The organism is Acinetobacter sp. ACIN00229 (genome assembly GCF_016106645.1).
Lineage (GTDB): Bacteria > Pseudomonadota > Gammaproteobacteria > Pseudomonadales > Moraxellaceae > Acinetobacter > Acinetobacter oleivorans.
Genome location: NZ_JADWOM010000001.1, coordinates 98,731 through 115,658, shown reverse-complemented (window position 1 = coordinate 115,658; position 16,928 = coordinate 98,731). Strand labels below are relative to the sequence as shown.

At 32.6% G+C, this 16,928-nt stretch carries 12 protein-coding genes; 7 read left to right on the top strand and 5 right to left on the bottom strand.

The window, feature by feature from the left end:
- The first annotated feature begins 11 nt into the window (after positions 1 to 11).
- Genes I7H67_RS00490 through I7H67_RS00475 form a run of 4 tightly spaced genes read left to right on the top strand, consistent with a single transcriptional unit; the run spans position 12 to position 4,596 of the window.
- Entirely contained in the window at positions 12 to 2,366 is a 2,355-nt protein-coding gene (locus I7H67_RS00490) for a hypothetical protein (RefSeq protein WP_198306804.1), read from the top strand.
- A gap of 30 nt (positions 2,367 to 2,396) precedes the next feature.
- Positions 2,397 to 2,894 (top strand): dCTP deaminase domain-containing protein, encoded by a 498-nt coding sequence (locus I7H67_RS00485; RefSeq protein WP_198306803.1) that lies wholly within the window; start codon positions 2,397 to 2,399, stop codon positions 2,892 to 2,894.
- A gap of 11 nt (positions 2,895 to 2,905) precedes the next feature.
- Positions 2,906 to 3,427: a dCTP deaminase gene (gene dcd / locus I7H67_RS00480; RefSeq protein WP_198306802.1), complete on the top strand. Its 522-nt coding sequence runs from the start codon at positions 2,906 to 2,908 to the stop codon at positions 3,425 to 3,427.
- Positions 3,428 to 3,429: 2 nt separating this feature from the next.
- Complete coding sequence (locus I7H67_RS00475) at positions 3,430 to 4,596, top strand: alanine--tRNA ligase-related protein (protein WP_198306801.1); 1,167 nt, start codon at positions 3,430 to 3,432, stop codon at positions 4,594 to 4,596.
- Positions 4,597 to 4,647: 51 nt separating this feature from the next.
- Here I7H67_RS00475 and leuS read toward each other — a convergent pair whose 3' ends face one another.
- Both leuS and I7H67_RS00465 read right to left on the bottom strand, forming a co-directional pair.
- Positions 4,648 to 7,395, bottom strand: a complete 2,748-nt coding sequence (gene leuS / locus I7H67_RS00470; protein WP_198306800.1) for a leucine--tRNA ligase — start codon at positions 7,393 to 7,395, stop codon at positions 4,648 to 4,650.
- Positions 7,396 to 7,860: 465 nt separating this feature from the next.
- Complete coding sequence (locus I7H67_RS00465; protein ID WP_198306799.1) at positions 7,861 to 9,132, bottom strand: tyrosine-type recombinase/integrase; 1,272 nt, start codon at positions 9,130 to 9,132, stop codon at positions 7,861 to 7,863.
- Between the two features lie 952 nt (positions 9,133 to 10,084).
- Between I7H67_RS00465 and I7H67_RS00460 the strand changes: the two genes are divergently transcribed.
- Both I7H67_RS00460 and I7H67_RS00455 read left to right on the top strand, forming a co-directional pair.
- Positions 10,085 to 11,833 carry an FAD-dependent oxidoreductase gene (locus tag I7H67_RS00460; protein WP_198306798.1) on the top strand — a complete coding sequence of 583 codons (1,749 nt, stop codon included), beginning with the start codon at positions 10,085 to 10,087 and terminating at the stop codon, positions 11,831 to 11,833.
- A 382-nt stretch (positions 11,834 to 12,215) separates the two neighbouring features.
- Positions 12,216 to 12,533, top strand: coding sequence for a hypothetical protein (locus tag I7H67_RS00455; RefSeq protein WP_198306897.1), 318 nt, complete (start codon positions 12,216 to 12,218; stop codon positions 12,531 to 12,533).
- A gap of 154 nt (positions 12,534 to 12,687) precedes the next feature.
- Here I7H67_RS00455 and I7H67_RS00450 read toward each other — a convergent pair whose 3' ends face one another.
- On the bottom strand, positions 12,688 to 13,779 hold the full coding sequence (locus I7H67_RS00450) for a M48 family metallopeptidase (protein WP_198306797.1): 1,092 nt from the start codon (positions 13,777 to 13,779) through the stop codon (positions 12,688 to 12,690).
- Positions 13,780 to 13,799: 20 nt separating this feature from the next.
- The gene (locus I7H67_RS00445) at positions 13,800 to 14,888 is read right to left on the bottom strand and encodes a YjgN family protein (RefSeq protein ID WP_198306796.1); all 1,089 of its coding nucleotides are present in this window, start codon (positions 14,886 to 14,888) and stop codon (positions 13,800 to 13,802) included.
- Positions 14,889 to 15,815: 927 nt separating this feature from the next.
- Between I7H67_RS00445 and I7H67_RS00440 the strand changes: the two genes are divergently transcribed.
- Positions 15,816 to 16,370 carry a TetR/AcrR family transcriptional regulator gene (locus tag I7H67_RS00440; RefSeq protein WP_198306795.1) on the top strand — a complete coding sequence of 185 codons (555 nt, stop codon included), beginning with the start codon at positions 15,816 to 15,818 and terminating at the stop codon, positions 16,368 to 16,370.
- A gap of 94 nt (positions 16,371 to 16,464) precedes the next feature.
- Here the strand turns inward: I7H67_RS00440 and I7H67_RS00435 are convergent, their stop codons facing one another.
- Positions 16,465 to 16,824, bottom strand: coding sequence for a hypothetical protein (locus tag I7H67_RS00435; RefSeq protein ID WP_005303542.1), 360 nt, complete (start codon positions 16,822 to 16,824; stop codon positions 16,465 to 16,467).
- Positions 16,825 to 16,928 lie beyond the last annotated feature (104 nt).

The following is a 16,928-nucleotide window of genomic DNA, read 5'->3' as shown; positions in this document are numbered from 1 at the left end:
GAGATTTTTTGATGATAAATGTAAATAATTTAAATGATAATTTTATTTTATATTTATGTAAAGATTTGCTTGATTATAATAATTTTTATTTTAAATATAAAAAAGTTAATGGGTGCAAGGAATGTATTAAAAATATAGGAATTCCTTTGCTGATTGAGGAAGGGATAGATGATAAATTTAAATTGTGGAGTCAATCTAGGAATATTTCACATTGTTTTTATAATTCTGATTTATTGCCAGAAAATATCATTTGTAATAACAAAGATAAGGTGGAAACTAAAGGCACAATTGTTTATATAGAAGATATATGGCTTCCATTTGTTAATTTATTAGCTGTAGCTACTAAAAGAAAAGTAATAAAATTAGCTGATGATAGTAGCTTAAATGAGAAACTTATATCATTAACGATAGATGGTCCAATCTGTATGTTAATTTCAGCTAGCCTATTAACAAATAATAAAATGACTTTTTTTTCGGAATTCTCTTCATTTTATGAATTTGGTGTTATTCCAGCTACTGATATTTATAATATGTCTTGGATTTTAGCAAAAATATTACATGCTCATTTTAATAAAAAAGAAAAAAGTCCTTTTCGATGCTTTATTCAAAATTCGAGTATGCGGTCAACAAACAAGAATGGATGTTTAATTTATGATGGTAGTGAGTTTTCTGGATCAGAATTAACTTCAACATTAGAGACATACCATTATTATTTAGGAGTTATGGGACATGGGGGGAATATTGATGTTTCATTAAGTTCTAATTTGGCGGTTCTATGTGGAAAGTCTATTGGAAATATAATCCATGAAGATAAAAAGACTCATTATTGCCAACAAGGAAGTTATTGTTCGCGTGTAGAAATTGGTCAAAATTTATTGATTCCAATTGTGAAAGTTCAAGCAGATATTTTATTTCTATTTACATGTATGGGAATTGCATCAATGCAAGGTATTTATCCATATGAAATAACGTTAGCAAAATCATCATTGGAGGGCAATGTATCATCATTTATATCAACAATAAGTGTAGCTTCTGCTCCTGACTGGTTACCTGTTTTATATGCATCATTAATTAATTCTGGTTTCTCATTAGGAGCTGCTTTAAAAAAAATAGCAAAAATATTAAATGTGATGACTAAAAGTCAGCCATGCTTATTAATTCTAGGGGACCCCACAATTTCTAAATTTCCATTAATTAATATGGAATATAATGTAAAAGTGGATATAATAGAAGATAATATAAAAATATATTTAATGGACTGTGAGTCTTATTATGCTGAAGTAGATTTATTGGAAGCTGTTGGACATGAATTAAATAATGAGGAATATGTAATAAGTTTTTTTGTTTATGATTTGGCTAATAATAAGATATTGAATCATGAAGAAAGCTATATTGATATAGTTGTTAGTATTCAGGAAATTGAAGGTAAGAAAACTTGTATTATTTGTAGCGCTATTGGATTAAAAGGAAAGAAAATTGAGATAAATCTTAAGAGGCAAATATATACAAACAAGTATTTAGAAGATTATATAAGATTGCTAGAGAAGAATGAGTGGTTTTTAAAAAAAGTGATTGAGCTTGATAATAATATAGATAATATTAATAGTAGTAAACTTTGGTATAAAAATTCTATTGATGAGTTTGTTAAAAACTCAAGAAAAGCAATTAACTTGTTTAAAATGGCTAGAGAAGTTCCTAGTAGAACGAATTATTTTCAGGTACCTATTGTTCAACGTAATACTATAGTTCAGAAAGTTCATAAAATAGTTAATGAAATAATAAGTGAAGAAATTTCTACATTCTCAAAATGGGGAATTAGATTTGATTTTTCAGAAATATATTCATCTGTATGTATCGATATTGAGAGTAATAGAGATAAGGAGTGTGAATATTGTGGTAGTGCAACTGATAGAACAAAGCTTGTAGCAATAGAAAGAGCAGATATTATTCGTTATCGTAGATTTTGCCATCAATGTTCAGTTATATCTGATATCTCCTTTGATATGCCGAAAGCTCGTATAGAATGTCCACAAACTTTTGAAAGAGGAAGAAAATTAAATATTGATATTGTTTTTGAAACTTTAGATTTAAATTTTTATGATGAACTATCATTATTTCATATTGCTATTGCTATAGAGGGAAAAATTCCATGGATAGATGTTAAAGCTAACCCTAGTGTTAAAAGTATTTATATATCAAAAAAATCTGAAACGGTAGTTTCATTTGAATTATATATTCCATCGGATACTGTTTTAGGTATTTATTACCTTACAGCAATTTATAGTGGAAACTTTGGATTATCTATGATTAGTCGACCTATAGGAGTGGTGAATAATATTTCATCTATTAGTAACGTGAACTTATAATTTTTAATAATAGTAAAAATGAGTGATATTATGATTCTTACTGGTAAAGAAATTGAAAAACAAGTTGAAAATGGAAATATTATAATATCTCCATTTTATAAAGAACAACTAAACCCTAATAGCTATAATTATCGGTTGGGTTCTCAATTATTAGTTCCTAAAAGTGATTCTGTAAATTCAAGTACATATGAAGAAGTTGAAATTCCAGATCAAGGCTATTTATTAAAACCAGGATGTACATATTTAGGTCATACTTATGAAACTTTAGGAAGTGATATCTTCGCTATGTCGTTAATAGGTAGGAGTTCAATAGGAAGATTAGGTCTATTTTTACAAGTTTCTGCTAACTTGGGACATATAGGATCTTGTCACTCATGGACCTTAGAGCTTGTTGCAATAAATCCAATAGTTGTTTATCCATTTATGAAGATTGGTCAAATTTCATTTTGGAAATCTATTGGCGATATTAATCATTACAAAGATGGTTACACTAAATTCAATCAACCATATCCATCGATAGGTTTCTAAAGGATAAAAAAATGATTCTTACAGGGCAACAAATTATTTTAGAAAGAAGTTTACAACGTATAACAATTGAACCATTTGATGTGGAAAAAATTACAACTAATTCTTTTGATTTATTATTAGGAGATGAATTAATTGAATATATTGACGAAATACTTGATCCGAAGAAAAAAAATGAGGTGAGGCGAGTACAATTTGATGAAAATGGAGAATATTTCTTAAAGAAAGGGAGTTTTGTGCTAGGGCATAGCAACGAGATAGTCGGAAGTAACCATTATGTTCCAATTATACATGCTCGTTCATCAGTTGCTAGATTAGGCTTATTTGTACATGTTACAGCAGACCTAATTGATATTGGTTCAATTGGACAAGTTACATTTCAGCTTTTTGCTACACAATCAGTAGTTTTAAAAAGAGGTATGAAGATTGGTCAGGTATCTTTTTGGGTTCCTCATGGAGAAATATCATTATATCGAGGTAAATACCATAATAGTATTGGTCCTCAAGCTTCTTTATCGCATTTAGATAAGAGTTAAAAATGAAAGTAAAAAACATAAGATATAATATTAATGATCCAATGACATTAAGTTCCAATCTCTTTAAAATTAGTAATCAATTTTTAAAATATTTTAGTAATCATGGGTTTGATATAGTAGAACCTTTTGGTCTCATCCCTGAACATGATAAAACAGTGCTATTCACCTCAGCAACAATTACAACATTTCGTTCCCTATTAAATATAAAAAATTGTAAAAAAGCTGTTCTTCAACCATGTTTAAGGTTGCAAAATCTAAATAAATTAGGAGATTTAAATTGTAGACTTAATTATATGAGTTATTTTAATATGCTCGGAATAATAGATACTTCTACTGAACTTATTCGAACAGAGGAGATAATTATAGATTTTCTGATTAATGAACTCCAATTATTAGATAGGCTTGTCATTCATGTAAAATCAGATGATATTAAACTATATAGTCAAATTATAGAGAGAGTAAATAATAAAATTACATGTATTTATGATGATCCATCAATAAACTTTAGGTGGACTTATGGAGGAAATGATAATTTAACTGGTAAGGGAATCCCATTGTGCTTAGAAAACAAAAATGGTTCTGTGGAAGAGTTTGGGCAAATTGTATATTTATTTCGAGACCATAAGTTAATAGGTTTAGAATTCGGTTTTGGGCTTGAAACATTTGCTTCTATACTTTATTCATATCGTAATCCATTTGAAATACATCCTGCTTGGGCTGTATTAAATAAACATAATAATTTTATCTTATCATGTCACAAATTTGATTTAATGATGATATTTTGTCAGTTGTTTTTATTGGGGTGTAAACCAGGTAAAGGAAGTTATGCCTCGATTATAAGACAAGTGGGCCGCAGGTTGGCTGCTTTGACTATTAAAGAGCCACCTGATGAGGTTGTAAATGATTTATTATATTTAATAAACTCTATATCTTATAAGGGCTCTGTTGATGATTTTATATCTATTTGGTTGGATATACGTGATCGTTATTATGGATGTGTCAAACGTTGGTATGATTATAAGAGAAATCAATATTATTTAGTAAAACTTGGTAAAATAGATAGTGATAAAGCTCATAAAAATCTTATACACTACTTTAAAGGCTTAAATCTTTATGGTGTTGATTTTTATGAAGATTTAAATCCATTAGTACTAACCAATATAGGTTAGTACTAATGGATATTATAATAAATATTTATTGCCTTCTTATATTTTTAATCCTCAATTAAGAACTAAGTTAATAATTTTATTTGGAACAAATATTATTTTTTTTAATTCTTTATCTTTTAGCCATTTCAAAATGACATCATTAGATAAAACGGTCTTTTCTGCTTCTTCCTGAGTAATGTCAGCAGGTAAGATAATTTGAGTACGAAATTTACCATTTATTGAAACAGCATAACTTACTTCTTCCTCGTGTATGAAATCTTCATTAAATTGAGGATAATCTTGATCTAATATAAATTTATTATTACCTAATTTTTCCCACAACTCCTCTGTTAAAAATGGAGCATAGGGATGTAAAAGCTGCAACAATATTGATAGAGAACGATGATCATGAACATTTAGTTTGGTGAATTTATTTACACATGTCATTAAATTAGCTATCGCTGTATTAAAATTCATGCTTTCTGTTAATTCGCTAACTTTTTTAATTGTTTGATGAGTAATTTTAATTACTTCTTCGCTTGGTTTTTCATTTGAAACAATAAGCTGATTTTTTTCGTTATAAAATAATCGAAAAACTTTGTTTAAGAATTTAGAAGAACCTTCGATTGCTTGAACTGACCATGGAGCTGATTGTTCTATTGGTCCTAAAAACATTTCATGTAAGCGGAAGCAATCTGCACCATACTGATCAATAATGTCATCAGGAATTACAACATTGTATTTCGATTTTGACATTTTTTCGATTACTCTTTCACATAATAACTTACCTTGATCATTAGTTATAACTTTAATATTACGATAATCATTACGCCAAGATTTTAATTTATTAATATCTACACTATTGTCACTATCAACAAAATCAATATTAATATGTAAAGGTTGAAGATTATCATCTTTGACCATATCAGAAGAAATAATAGTATTAGTATTTACTTCTCTATAAATAATGGCAGATTGTCCAAGAATCATTCCTTGACAAACAACTTTTTTAAATGGCTCTTCAAAATCAATATAGTTTATATCATAAAGAAATTGATTCCAAAAACGAGAATATAATAAATGACCAGTTGCATGTTCAGCACCACCTATATAACAATCTACACTATTCCAGTAAGATGTATTAACTGAGTCTGCAAAGTTGTTCTTATTTTTTGGGTCAGTGTATCGTAAAAAATACCAGCTAGATCCCGCCCAACCTGGCATTGTTGTTGTCTCTAAAGGGTAGCCTTTATAACTCCATGTTTCTACTCGTGCTAATGGAGGCTGACCATCTTCAGTTGGACGATAATCCGAAATGTTTGGAAGTTTTATAGGAAGATCTTCTATATTAACTGGCAATGGTATGCCTTTTTCATTATAGTAAATTGGAATAGGTTCACCCCAATATCTTTGTCTTCCAAAGATCGCATCTCGCATTCGGTATTTAACTTTATTTATGCTTAGCCCTTTTTCTTCTAAGATATTACAAATTGCTCCTTTTGCTTCAACTAAGTTAAGACCATTTAATATATCGGAATTAATTAGAGTTTTTGAAGATTCGGTTTCTGCAAATATATGAATTAACGGCAAATTAAATTGTTCAGAAAAACTAAAATCTCTCTCATCAGCAGCTGGTACCCCCATAATTGCACCAGTACCATATTCTGGTAAAACATAATCGGCAATCCAAATAGGAAGTTTTTCATTTGTCAAAGGATGGAGTGCATAGTTACCTGTAAATACACCTGTTACATTGTTCTTATCAGATATACGCTCTCTGTCACTACGAGACTCAATAGAGTTGATGTAGTTTTCTACATCATATTTTCTGCGATCAGTAGCTAATATCTTGGCTAAAGGGTGTTCAGGGGCTATTACTAAAAAAGTTACACCATAAATTGTTTCAGGATGGGTTGTGTAAATTGCTATTTTTAAATCATCACAACTTGTTGAAAATAAGATCTCTGTACCAGAAGATTTACCAATCCAATTCCTCTGCATGTCTTTTAGACTTTCTGGCCAATTAAGATTTTTAAGATTGTTTTCTAATCTATCCGCAAATGCGGTAATACGTAACATCCATTGTTTCATTTTTTTCTTTGTAACAGGATGTCCTCCTCTTTCGGAGCGACCATTTATTACTTCATCATTAGCAAGAACTGTTCCTAATGCTGCACACCAATTAACAGTTGATTCTGCTCTGTAAGCTAGACGATAGTTCATTAGAAAATCTGACTTTTCGACATCAGAAAACTGTTTCCATTGTAAAGCAGAAATGATCTCAGTATCTTGTGTTTGAGCACTATCTAATCCTGCATTTCCTTTTTCTTCAAGAATAGAGATTAATTCTACAATGGCACGAGTTTTTTTTTGTTTATTATCGTACCAAGAATTGAAAAGCTGTATAAAAATCCATTGAGTCCAGCGATAATACTCTGGATCACATGTTTGAAACTCACGATTAGGATCAAAGGATAAGCCAATTTTAGAAAGTTGCTCTTTAAATCGATTAATATTATTATTAGTGGTAATAGCGGGATGTTGTCCAGTTTCTATGGCGTATTGTTCTGCGGGGAGACCGAAAGCGTCGAATCCCATTGGATGTAGTACGTTATATCCTTGCATACGCTTAAATCTACTAAGAACATCACTTGCAATATAACCACGTGGATGACCAACGTGTAGACCAGAGCCAGAGGGATATGGAAACATATCTAAGCAGTAGAATTTTTTCTTATTGGATGGTTCGTGGGCATGATATACTTTTTCTTCACTCCAAATACGTTGCCACTTTTCCTCAATCGATTTAAAATTTCTCATTACTTCACAATCTCAATAAAAATTACTAGCAGATAAATGCTATTTAAGTTGAATTACCTCAAACTAGACCGTACAGTTATTTAAACTTTATTAACACTGTGGGTTAAGCTTTAGATAATTTATTCAGCCTAGATACATTTTCACTTAGGTATACTTAAAGTAGTATTTTTGCTACTGTACTACCTTATCCTAATTTAATGGTATCAGCTAGTATTATAAAATATCTTGCATCAGTCTAGATATTTTAGTAATTTTAGAATTGGGATTTGGTTGAATTGTGAGCAAATTTGTTGACTAAAGCTTATAAAATTTATCTTTTAAGATGAAAACGTTCAACTATATTATTTACTTGGTTTAAGAAGTTATGGCCCATTTTTTATAAAAGGTCTCCTAACTGTTGGTTGTATAAATCCGACTAAGCTCCCTCTTATTAGGCATTAGTTTGAAATTAAACTGTTTAATCTGCTAAGTATTACAGAATTTACCCCAATCTTCCATTAATCCCTTACGCTTTTCTAGATAAGCTCCGCGTAAATAAGCAGCTTCCACTTCATCTGGCAGCTTATGCGCTAATACATGTTCACAGACTTCACGAGGGTAATCTGTTTTATCAGCTGACCAATCACGGAAAGTGGAACGGAAACCATGTGTCGTGATTACTCGATTTTGCTTAGGATCAATATAGCCAATACCATCTTCTTTTAATTTCTTGTCATGCATTCGCTTAATTAAAGTGGTTAAAGACATACCAGACAGCATGCCACCACGTGGAGCAGGGAAAATAAAGTCATCTGGTTGAGGATGAGTTTCTTGATAAAGTTGTTCGAGTAATCTAATTGCTGCTTCAGATAAAGGAACCCGATGTTCTTTATCCGCTTTCATTCGTTCTTTTGGAATAATCCAGATCTTATTTTTAAAGTCGATTTCTTTCCATAAAGCTCCAAAGACTTCACCTGAGCGACAAGCAGTTAATATGGCAAATTCTAATGCTTTGGGAGAAATTCCATTCCTTTGTCTTAAGTCATGAATGAAAGTAGCCACTTGCATATATGGTAATGATGGATGAGGTCTAGATTTTTGCTTTAAATTTCTAAGAATAGGTTCTAAGTTACCTTTCCATGCGGCTGGATTATCTCCAACAAAATATTCCATAGCCTTAGCATAATCGAAAATAGTTTCTATTCGACCACGAACCCGTTTTGCCGTTTCATGTATTTCTATCCAGATTGGCTCAAGTGCTGTGACAATATCTGTTTTAGTAATAGACCCAATCACACGATCACCAATAATAGGGTAGATATAGGTCTCTAAGGTAGATGACCACTGTGCAATATGTTTCTCATTTTTAAGTTCTAATGTTTTCTTCTCAATTACAATCTTGGCGCATTCACGAAAAGTTTTTTCATGTCGTTGTTTAAGAAGTAAAGCTTCGCGTTGTTCCTGTTTATGTTGAATAGGATCAATCCCATTTCGGATTTGCAATCTTAATTCAGCAGCTTTTGCTCGTGCTTCAGCTAAAGAAACTTCAGGGTAGGGACCAAGACCAATATCACGACGATGTGGTTTTAGCTTTCCATCGCTGTCTAAGCGTTTGCCTACCACAGCACGCAAAATCCAGACACGAGAATTACCTTCTATATTCAAACATAAGCCATCAACACCCCCTACAGAATGTCGCCCAGTCTTTTTAATTTTTGATACACTGAGTGCTGAAAGCTCTTTAGATTTTTTTGGCATCTAACCTTTTACCCCACAACCTACCCCTCAAAAAATATCGAAAAGAGCTAGATTGTGCAAGACTGCATTGGATGGATTTTATTTTAATATAATGAATTATATAATTATTATTTATTTCGTTGGACTGTATAAGACTGCTGTTAGACGGACACCGCTTCCGCCAAATTCGAAAAGCCCCTGTTAAAAGCAGGGGCTTTTTTTATGTCTATATTTTCAATATTGATTAAATATAAATTGGTAAATATAAAACTTGAATATGACTCTCTTCAGCAAATAGTTCTCTTTAATGAATCTGTAATTGTTAGAAGAAAGATCGAAAGAAAAACTTAGTTTTACTTATGAGTAATTCACTAGATTATTTTGAACAATGAAATTATCTATATGTAGTTAATGTAAGGGAAGAATGCCTAACGATGGAGTAATAAGTAATCGGATAATTTGTAATCTTTGTATTATTAAAAAATTAATATTATAAATGAGTGCGTTCATCATATTTTCAGCAGAATTTTTTAATTTTATTTAATGATTTTGTGATTTTAAGTCTGGTAGTATCGAAAGAAATTTTAAAAAATTGACAACATAAATTTTATTTATTAGTAAAGAATTTATAAAAGTTAGCTAAATTTTATTTTTTGCGAGTTATAAAATATGCAGAGATTTGCCAATGCAACCAATAAATCTCTAATGTTATATTTGTTTTGGGTTCTAGATCATTGGTTTCTTTAAACTTTGCCATATTTATTAAAAGACTGAACTATGTTGATATAAAAAATCTTGATTAAAAATCTGCTTTATAACTTTTATAGACTTATTTAATACTTAATGTTGTGAAGTTTTTACCTACATGATCTAAAAGAGTTTTTAGAAGCACTATTATATCCCAAATGGTTATTTCGTTAATTTTATGCAATAGCCATTTACCTGCCAAAAATATGTAATTAATAGGATAAAAATGTTAGAAACTGATGTTTTAATTGTTGGAAGTGGTCCATCTGGTTCTTCTGCTGCACTTATGTTAAGTAGTTATGGAATCAGAAATATCATAATAACTAAATATAGATGGCTGGCAAACAGTCCTCGTGCTCATTATATCAGTCAAAGAACTATGGAAATTGTTCGAGATTTAGGGGTATCTGATGAAGTAATCGCAAAAGCGGCACCAAAAGAAGTTATGGGAGATGTTGTTTATTGCACATCTTTAACGGGTGATGAAATTGGACGCTTTCCTTATGGAATGAATCATCCTGAAAGAATGTCAGAGTATGCTAAAGCGAGTCCCTGTGAACAGTGTGATCTTCCTCAACACCTATTTGAACCTATTTTACTTTCAAATGCAGCATCACGAGGGAGTCATCCAAGATTTGATACGGAATATTTATCTCATGTACAAGATGAGGACGGTGTAACAGTCACTGTTTTAGATAGATTAACTCAACAAACATACTTAATCCGCTGTAAGTATTTAATCGGAGCTGATGGTGCAAGTAGCCAAGTCGTAAAAGATTTAGATTTACCTATGGCAGGTAAAATGGGGAAAAGTGGCAGTATAAGCATTATTTTTAAAGCCGATTTAACCAAATACGTTTCGCATAGACCTGGATACCTGTGGTGGATTATACAACCTGGAGCAAATATTGGAGGAATCGGGTTAGGGTTGTTGCGGATGGTCAGACCTTGGAATGAATGGCAGATTGTTTGGGGTTATGACATTGAAAAAGAAGAACCATCCCTTACCGATGATGAGGCGATTGCAATTTGCAAGCAGCTTATTGGCGATAACGATATTGAAATAAACATAAGTAGTAAGTCGTTATGGACAGTCAATGAAATGTATGCAGAGCAATATTCGAAAGGTCGAGTTTTCTGCATTGGTGATGCTGTCCATCGTCATCCACCTTCGAATGGATTAGGTTCAAATTCTTCTATACAAGATGCTTATAACTTATGTTGGAAATTAGCATTTGTATTAAATGGCAAAGCGGGTAGTGGTTTATTAAACAGTTTTAATGATGAAAGAGCACCTGTTGGTGAGCGAATTGTTAAGCGAGCAAATCAAAGTGTTAGAGAGTTCTCTACAATCTTTTCTGCTTTAGAGTTAGATGGAAAGTACAGTACAGAGACGATGCAAGGAAGCATAAATGCCTTAAGCGAAGGTAATGAAAAAGGTGCTGTTAAACGTCGTGATTTAAGATCTGCAATTGAATATAAAGCTTATGAATTTGCTGCTTTAGGAGTCGAAAATAACGTACGTTATCATTCAGCAGCAATTGTTGGGACAGAATATAATATTGAAAATAAAATAGATTCTAGTAGAGATGAAGATCTTCACTATTATCCTTCATTTACCCCTGGCCATAAACTCCCTCATGTATGGCTAGTCAAAAATCATAAAAAAATATCAACCTTAGACTTAATCGGAAATGGAAAGTTTACGTTGTTCTGTTGGCTACAAGGTGACAAATGGAAGTGTGCTGTAGACAACCTGAATAAACAGCTTAACTTGGATATTAACGTTATACAGATAGGTCCAAAAAGAGACGTTGAAGACTCTTATGGAGAACTGTCTCGCTCTTGGGGCAATGATGAAAATGCTTGCATAATGATCAGACCAGACGGTTATATTGCTTGGCAAAGCAATAAAATTGAATCGGTGGACAATGAGTTGCACAAAGCCATGTCATCAATACTTAGTTTGAATTAGGATTTCACCGATTCACCAAATTCGAAAAGCCTCTGTTAAAAGCAGGGGCTTTTTTTATGTGAATGTTTTAATGCTTAGAAACCTATATAAAAATTTGGGTTGAGTTAGGCAGATTTTGATTTCAATTTAATTTGATATTTTGTAGTTAATCGCATCCTCATAATGGTCAATATCTTGTCATTGTTTGAAGAATTCTTTCGAGTCAACTATTGCTGCTATATGTATAATTATAGGCGGAATAGCTCCTTATAATATAAACCCCTTTGCATCACTAACTTGTAAAGTAAAATCGCCTGTTATGTACCAAATTTAAATTAAGAGATATGGATAATTCATGAATTTAATAAAACCTAGTAGTAAGTTCTTTCTTGCAATTTTTCTTATGATGAATCTTTCAAATACATATGCAGCAAAAATACAGGCTGTAGATGCTGAAGTACAAGAGAGTGCTGTAGATGCAATGGAAGCTGCTGGAGCAGAAGCTGTAGGTGGGCAAGAGGATATGTGCCGTGTTGACGAGGCATGTGATGTTGCATCTGCTGTTTCTGAGGATGAAATGTACGGTGGGATTCAACAAGAATATGTCGTAAAAGGCTGTAAGGTAACAATCTACAATGATGGGCCTGTGAAAATGGTCAATGTAAAGACGGATCAACCATGTGATGCTCCACTTCCTAAAGACCATAAATTTTCTAGATAGACTCTGTGAGCCTATAAATTATTTTGAGTACCTTTAAAAAAGTTTTAGTACTTAGCAACTCATATGGAAATTTGGATTGAGTTAAGCAGATTGAGATTTCAGCTTAACTTTATATTTCATCGTGTCTTGGGACTGAATCCTCGTTTTCTACTATTTAATCTTTAGCATGTTGTTTTTTCTCAAAATCGTGAACCATTCGAATACGCTCTTCTGTTGCAGGATGAGAGGATAAAGTATCAAGCACAGCTGTAGATAGTTTATTCGCTGAAGATTCTTCTTGAGAAGTTGATGGGTTGGACTGATTATTTTTATCGATACCTTCTTCTGTTGTATCGCTTAAGCGTTGTAAGAAATTTGCGAAGTGAGAGACTTCTATATGCTTCCTATCCATCAGTTGTAAAGCATATAAATCGGCTTCGGACTCAAATTTACGTGAGTAATTTGCACCTATCATAGCCGCAGGTAATGACGTAAATAAGTCTGAATTATCTCCGGTCATTGCAATGTATAATATACTTAGGCCTAAACTAGTTAACCCTTGTTGCAAACTATGGCGATAAACCAAATGGCCTTGTTCATGGGCTAATACGCCTAAAACTTCCTGATTAGTATGGGCCATTTTGATCAGTTCATCTGTGACGATAATTGTATTATTAGGTAGCGCTACAGCATTTGCCCCTAAATGATCGCCTTTACGGAAGACTAATTTGGCTGGTCTGTTTTCAGCAATAGTATTCAAATATTGCTTAGTAATTTGGTCTTTTTGAGTTTGTGCTAATTGGCTGGGTGCAGTCCAATTATTTAATACATAATTCTCGGCTTCATCACCTAGTTTCTTTAAAGTATTCTCAGGTAATTGAAAAGCAAGATAATGGGATGTGGCTGGAACACCCCATTTCACTAGACTGATCGCGAAAGTAATCACAAAAATTACACTAAAAAGAATAAGACTTGGAGAGCGTTCAAGTTTCCAGATCGAATGTTGAACCTTTTTAGTTGTGTAATTAAACCAGTCTGGTAATGCGCTATGAAATTCAATCCGTGCATCATCAGATAATTCAATCACTGGGTGTAACTGTCCCAGCGCACCAATCAATTTCATATCAGTATATTGATAATGACGCTGCTGTTCTAATTGCTCACCATACCGAATCAGAACTTCAGATTTAGATTGAGCTGAAATCTGAGCACGGTGAGGTTTAGACACTATGCCATCATAGAAAATGATATCTACTGCTTGGGACATAAATTATTAAACTCAGATTATTATAAAGAGATGTCAATATCAAAAATATCACTGATTTCTTCAGCTAAAGCACTTTGTTCTTGCTGAGCGAGATTCATCATTTGATCTGGATCATCTAATAAAATTAAACTCATCGATTCAATCTGATATTTGTGAATACGAACCGCAGCCCAAGCAGACATTAAGCCGATGGTTAAGATTTTTACAATCCAGTTTGAAGCTACAATCCATGCAAAACGCCATTGATTACAGTCTGTTTTAAATTGACTATTTCCAACTGTAGTATTGTTCCATGTCGTAATAAAAATACGTGCAGCAATTAATGGATAAATAAATAATCCAATAAATGCATATACCATAACTATTCCGAAGACTGCAACGTTCGGTGAGAACCCAGCAATTGTTCCTGCCATAGCAAAGTAAATGATTGAAAAAATAGCAATTATACCAATTGCAATAAAAACTGGTATATAAACTGCAGCCATATATGCAGACCATTTTGCGTTTAATTTAAAATTTAATTGTCCAGCATATAAGTTGTTTAGATAATATTTTTTATATAGCCAAATAGCTACAGGTGTAAAAATTCCTAATGTGAAAATATATACCAATATACTCAAAAGAAAGACTTTATAAGATTCTTTTATCGTTCCACCAAAATAAAAACGTGCGTTGCCGAACTTACTATTTCTTGCAGTAAAACGCAAAGTAGCGCGAATTAGCCAAGGTATTGCTGTATATAATGCAACTAACCCAACCACAGTCGCAACTATTGAATACTGTGATGAAATTGCAAATACTGCGTAAATTCCTAATGCAATTAAACGTCCAATCAAAATCTTGGTTGGAATGCCTGTAAAATCAAAGCGACGTTCAAAAAATTCTGTATTGCCATAGAAATAGCGTAAGCGACGAACTTTAGCCCACGGTGCATATAAGCTTAAAGTAATAATAGTCAAAAGAATATTAACGATCCAGATTCCAAAATATTCTGAAGCTTTACCATGAAACTTAAAATGATAAATTCCTGATTGAGAAATTGGTGGTGACGTAATATTTTGATCCTCATTCAAATCTTGAGGAGATGAGGGTAAAGCTTGTTCTTGCATTTTATTCTCTTTATTGAAACTAAATGATCTTGATTGAAAGTAATAGATAATTAGAAAGCTATTGAGAATATTATATATTTTTTATAAATAGAAAGAAATAGAATGAAAAGCAAACAACTATTTTTACCATTATATTCTTATTGAATTGTTCAGAGCAGAAAGCAGATCGAGAGAAGTATAAATAATAGGTTTAAAGGCATATTGGTGACTTATTGCGATTTCTAAGTGAAACTTTCTACATAATTCATTTCATCATTTACCATTTTTATATTCTAATCTTACCTGTCGAAACTAATATATCTATATAAATTTCAATACCGTTATAAACCCTTCTTTAACAATAACTCACTCATTATTTATCCTTACTTTTTAATGATCTATTTTAAAGCAAATGTCGTTTAGTGTGCTTGACTGCCAAAGGGTAGAGCACTATCCTTTGCCTGCTGGCCACATTGCCAGTCGGTTGTCGCAGACCGGGAAAACAAAGTCGATATGCAAAACTCTTGTTTTGTGTGTCGGGAACTCGTTCGCCCCCTTTTTCTCTACGGTAGGGCGGAAGGGGGACACCTTCGGGTGTGCTGGTTCCTTTGTTTCCAGTCTGCGAACCCCCTTTCGTTCTGCCACCATAATTTTAATGTTTTGGCAGAACTCCCAATAAAAAGGAGTTGGCTTTGCACATTCATTATTTCTTGGCAGCCTTTGCTAAAAGCTATAACGACACAACTTAAACATTTAAAGCAGTTTGAAAGTCACTAGGCTTTTCAGGCTTTAAATCTTTATCACCTAAAACTTAATCAACAATAAAACTTGAGATGTGCCAAGCACAGTCTTTAGGGACTTTGCTATGCCTTTTTTCTCCCAAAAAACGGCAGTGGTTTTTATATCTCATTTATATACAACAAGAATTTATTTTATAACGGTAAAACTATGCCACATTCAGATCTCCCATCTCGTGCTTTAAGTGTGCTTCACACTTCCAGATATCTGTTTAACAACTATGGCTTTCACAATGTCGGGGTTGACCGAATTGTTGAGTCGGCAAAAATCCCAAAAGCGACTTTTTATAATTACTTTCATTCAAAAGAAAGGCTAATTGAAATGAGCCTGACTTTCCAAAAAGACGGTCTAAAACAGGAGGTACTTTCAATCATTCATGTTCAAAAAGAATTAACCCTAGTTGAAAAACTGAGCAAGCTTTACTTTTTACATGCCGATTTAGATGGACTTTATCATTTGCCTTTTAAAGCTATTTTTGAAATTGCGAAAACACATCCGAAGGCGTATCAGGTGATCATTGAATATCGAAACTGGTTTATTAATGAAATCTATAATTTGCTTTTAACCACCAACGCACATGCTTCAAAACAAGATGCGCACATGTTTTTATTTGTGATTGATGGAGCAATGGTTCAGCTTTTAGATCCAAACAAGCCAGATGAAAGAGAGAAGTTGTTAGATTATTTTTTTATTACTTTAGGATAAATTAGAGGAAAACATAAGTAAGGAAAGATACTAATAATTGCTTACTTTCCTTACTTTGAAAGTAAATTAAACCTGAGCTTAATTTAAATAAACATTACTTCTTTTGCTTAAAGCGATATTTACATTTTAGACAGCGATAATCCTGAAAAATGTTTTTATCGATCATTACGCCCGCTTTTTTACCAAAAATATTGCCAACTACACCGCCAGTAATACCTGCGCTAATTGCACCGACAAAAGTTCCTACAGTTCCACCAACAATTACACCTAAAGGGCCAGCAATCGTACCAATCGCTGCACCAACAGAAGCTCCAGTTGCAGCACCACCTACAGTGCCTGCTGTTGTACCAGCAGCTGTCAGTAAAACACCGCCAGTTGTTCTAAGTAATTTGTCATGGTCACGTGCTTCGATTTCTGTAGAACCACACTTAGGACATTGCAGAGCTTTTTCCATAAAATTTCCTGTCTTTCATCATTGAGTGACACAGTTGACGGTGCTAAATCAGTAAAGTGGGTAAAAAAACTGTCTTTCGATGAAGTGTCTTTTTCCTATTGAGT

Coding starts and splice junctions, on each gene's coding strand:
- I7H67_RS00490 (WP_198306804.1), top strand. CDS start 12: ATGATAAATGTAAATAATTTAAATGATAATTTTATTTTATATTTATGT.
- I7H67_RS00485 (WP_198306803.1), top strand. CDS start 2,397: ATGATTCTTACTGGTAAAGAAATTGAAAAACAAGTTGAAAATGGAAAT.
- dcd (WP_198306802.1), top strand. CDS start 2,906: ATGATTCTTACAGGGCAACAAATTATTTTAGAAAGAAGTTTACAACGT.
- I7H67_RS00475 (WP_198306801.1), top strand. CDS start 3,430: ATGAAAGTAAAAAACATAAGATATAATATTAATGATCCAATGACATTA.
- leuS (WP_198306800.1), bottom strand. CDS start 7,395: ATGAGAAATTTTAAATCGATTGAGGAAAAGTGGCAACGTATTTGGAGT.
- I7H67_RS00465 (WP_198306799.1), bottom strand. CDS start 9,132: ATGCCAAAAAAATCTAAAGAGCTTTCAGCACTCAGTGTATCAAAAATT.
- I7H67_RS00460 (WP_198306798.1), top strand. CDS start 10,085: ATGTTAGAAACTGATGTTTTAATTGTTGGAAGTGGTCCATCTGGTTCT.
- I7H67_RS00455 (WP_198306897.1), top strand. CDS start 12,216: ATGATGAATCTTTCAAATACATATGCAGCAAAAATACAGGCTGTAGAT.
- I7H67_RS00450 (WP_198306797.1), bottom strand. CDS start 13,779: ATGTCCCAAGCAGTAGATATCATTTTCTATGATGGCATAGTGTCTAAA.
- I7H67_RS00445 (WP_198306796.1), bottom strand. CDS start 14,888: ATGCAAGAACAAGCTTTACCCTCATCTCCTCAAGATTTGAATGAGGAT.
- I7H67_RS00440 (WP_198306795.1), top strand. CDS start 15,816: ATGCCACATTCAGATCTCCCATCTCGTGCTTTAAGTGTGCTTCACACT.
- I7H67_RS00435 (WP_005303542.1), bottom strand. CDS start 16,824: ATGGAAAAAGCTCTGCAATGTCCTAAGTGTGGTTCTACAGAAATCGAA.